This is a genomic window from Alkalibacillus haloalkaliphilus C5 (assembly GCF_000269905.1).
In the GTDB taxonomy this organism is placed as follows: Bacteria; Bacillota; Bacilli; order Bacillales; family Alkalibacillaceae; genus Alkalibacillus; species Alkalibacillus haloalkaliphilus_A.
This window is the reverse complement of record NZ_AKIF01000229.1, coordinates 1-2,689: the sequence shown is the minus strand read 5'-3', so window position 1 is coordinate 2,689 and position 2,689 is coordinate 1. Positions and strand designations below refer to the sequence as shown.

Annotated in this window: 6 protein-coding genes; all 6 read left to right on the top strand. The window is 36.1% G+C overall.

Annotation, left to right across the window (positions count from 1 at the left end; translation table 11 throughout):
- Positions 1-39 precede the first annotated feature (39 nt).
- A complete protein-coding gene (gene ligD / locus A194_RS20880; RefSeq protein WP_423734753.1) occupies positions 40-273 on the top strand; it encodes a non-homologous end-joining DNA ligase LigD in 234 nt (77 codons plus the stop codon).
- 94 nt (positions 274-367) lie between these two features.
- Entirely contained in the window at positions 368-565 is a 198-nt protein-coding gene (locus A194_RS0115785; protein ID WP_017187754.1) for a hypothetical protein, read from the top strand.
- Positions 566-587: 22 nt separating this feature from the next.
- Positions 588-1,136 (top strand): DUF5412 family protein, encoded by a 549-nt coding sequence (locus A194_RS0115780; RefSeq protein ID WP_017187753.1) that lies wholly within the window; start codon positions 588-590, stop codon positions 1,134-1,136.
- A gap of 128 nt (positions 1,137-1,264) precedes the next feature.
- Complete coding sequence (locus A194_RS0115775; RefSeq protein ID WP_017187752.1) at positions 1,265-1,786, top strand: cysteine hydrolase family protein; 522 nt, start codon at positions 1,265-1,267, stop codon at positions 1,784-1,786.
- Positions 1,787-1,800: 14 nt separating this feature from the next.
- Complete coding sequence (locus tag A194_RS0115770) at positions 1,801-2,514, top strand: nucleotidyltransferase domain-containing protein (protein ID WP_017187751.1); 714 nt, start codon at positions 1,801-1,803, stop codon at positions 2,512-2,514.
- A 15-nt stretch (positions 2,515-2,529) separates the two neighbouring features.
- The coding region (locus tag A194_RS18915) for an HIT domain-containing protein (protein WP_017187750.1) at positions 2,530-2,689 on the top strand (160 nt) is incomplete at its 3' end.

Here is a 2,689-nt window from a genome sequence, read left to right as displayed (position 1 = left end):
AGCAGTGGCGCAAGTGCTCGTCGAAAAATATCCTGAAAAATTTACGATCGAGCGGTTGAAGAAAATCGGGGCAGTCGACTTTATATCGATTATACTCAGCATGCACCTGGTAAAACAATCATTGCTCCTTACTCCCCGCGAGCGACGAAAGAAGGCACAGTGGCGACACCACTTTTTTGGGATGAAGTTAACGAATCACTTGATCCGCGTGATTATACGATGGATATTATTTCGAAGCGGTTAAATGAGAGAGGGTGTCCGTTTAGGAGATAGTTTTTGGCCGGCTTATGCTGGCCTTTTCTTTTGGAAAAATACACCCTTCTGTTGGAATATTATGTTAAGATTTAGAAAAGGAAGGGGAATCTATATGGAACTTATAGCAATCATGTTACCAATCATTTCAGTTTTAGTTAGTTTATATTTTATTACGCTAGGTTTGTGGGAGTTAAGAGAAGGCGAAGACCGTAATCAATACATAAGATATATGTTTACAGGATTGTTTCTATTAGTGATTTTGACGCCAATGTTATGGCTGTTTGGTAGTAGTTTTATGGTGAACTTTTAAGTAGATAAAGGAGATTATCATTTTGATTATTTTTGGACTATTAATCACATTGATTACAGTTGTTTTGTTTATAATTTTATGTACTAATATCATCATTTCTCTTTTCAAAAAGAAACCTTTTCCGAAAAAGATGTTGATTGCAACGTTGGTCGGTTTTTCCCTAACACTAACCATTTACATATATCAGGTGTATTTTTTTACATTTGATGATCTTGACCGAGACAACTTTCAAGAGGGGCCAGGACCTGTCGCATCACCTACAGAAGAGTATACGGCTAATGCATATTATGAGCCTTACGGAGGTGCAGCAGGTGGGGTGAATGTATTAGTTGAAATAACGGATCATCAAGACCATCAATCTCAAATTATATATTATGGTGATGCTAAAACTGATTTTAATTTGGATTGGGTAGGTGAAAATACTTTATCTATTCACAATGACCACCCGGAAAATTCTAATTCGAATAGAAGTATAACGTTACAGGTAGACAAGGAAATTTATCACGAAAGTGGCTTCGCTTGTAAGAGCTTATTAATGAGAGATAGGTATGAGACTTGTTATCAAAATTAGTAAATTTCATGTCGGCAGGTGTGTCGATTTTTTGAGTTTGATTTCAGAAAATTATGTAACTTAACATCTTGTAGGTGGAATATTATGTTAACATTGATTTATAAAGTATCTAGTATAAGAGGTGAGTTATGACTAAAAAAGCTTTATTAATAATAGATGTACAGAATGGAATGTTCCAGGAAGAAAACGTTGTGTATAGAGGAAACCAGTTGTTAGAAAATTTGAAAACGCTGATTAGTCGAGCACGATCATCAAATGTTCCTATCTTTTATGTTCAGCACAATGCTCCTGCTGGCAAACCTTTAGAGTATGGTTCTCATGGATGGAAAGTCCACCCTGCCATAACGCCTGAGAATGGTGATGTTATCATTCAGAAGTCAACTCCAGACTCCTTTTTCAAAACCAATTTGGATCAAGAGTTGAAAAACCATAAAATTGCCTACTTAGTGGTAGCGGGGATTCAAACTGAAGTATGTGTCGACACAACTTGTAGAAGGGCTTTTAGTGAAGGATATAAAGTTACTTTAGTTTCGGATACACATAGTACGTGGAATGCAAATGGGTTAAATGCCCAACAAATAATTGATCATCATAATGGAACTTTAAGGTGGTTTGCTCGTGTTACTAATCATGATGAAGTCAGGCTTTAATAGTAGGTGAAAAAATGAATAATAAATTAAACCCAATGATCGCTGCGCAAAAGTTTGTTGAAGAACATTTTCAAGGTTGTGAAGGTGCTTTATTAGCGGGAAGTGTTGCACGAGGAGAAGCAACTGCAACATCTGACCTTGACCTTGTGATTTTTGACCGTCACCTGGAATCTTCGTATCGAGAGTCTTTAATAAAATTCGACTGGAATATAGAAGTTTTCGCGCATAATCTACAATCCTATAAAACTTATTTTGAAAGTGATTGTAAACGCGCTAGACCGTCGTTACCTAGAATGGTAGTGGAAGGAGCCGTGTTAAAGGATAACGGCGTCATTTCTGGAATTAAGAGTGAAGCAAAGTCTTTATTAAATAAAGGACCTGAATCTTGGTCAGAAGAAACAATAGAATTGAAACGGTATTTTATTACAGATGTTTTGGATGATTTGATAGGTTGTCAAGATCGGGCAGGGGGAATATTTATAACAAATGAGTTAGCGAATTTATTGAGTGAGTTTGTGCTTCGAACGAACAATCAATGGATTGGCAATTCGAAATGGGTTATAAGGTCTTTGAGGCAGTTTGATCATGAACTTGCCGAACGGTTTGTATTTGCTCTTGACCAATATTATAAGTCAGAAAACATAGAACCTCTTATTCAACTGACAGATGATATTTTAAAGCCTTATGGCGGTCGTTTATTTGAAGGATTTTCGTTAGGGAAAAAGTGATTCAGGGAGGGCATTATGACTGAAGACTTTTATTGTGATGAAGTATTAAGTGGAAAAACTCAAGTAAATAAAGTGTTGGAAACAGAAAATGTATTAGCCTATTATCATACAAGACCTTTTTGGCCGGTGCATATTGTTGCAATACCTAAGAAACATATCTCATCTTTAATTACAT

What these genes read in the sequence shown, in the direction of transcription:
- A194_RS0115775 (WP_017187752.1), top strand. Translation starts at nt 1,265, where the DNA reads ATGACTAAAAAAGCTTTATTAATAATAGATGTACAGAATGGAATGTTC.
- A194_RS0115770 (WP_017187751.1), top strand. Translation starts at nt 1,801, where the DNA reads ATGAATAATAAATTAAACCCAATGATCGCTGCGCAAAAGTTTGTTGAA.
- A194_RS0115785 (WP_017187754.1), top strand. Translation starts at nt 368, where the DNA reads ATGGAACTTATAGCAATCATGTTACCAATCATTTCAGTTTTAGTTAGT.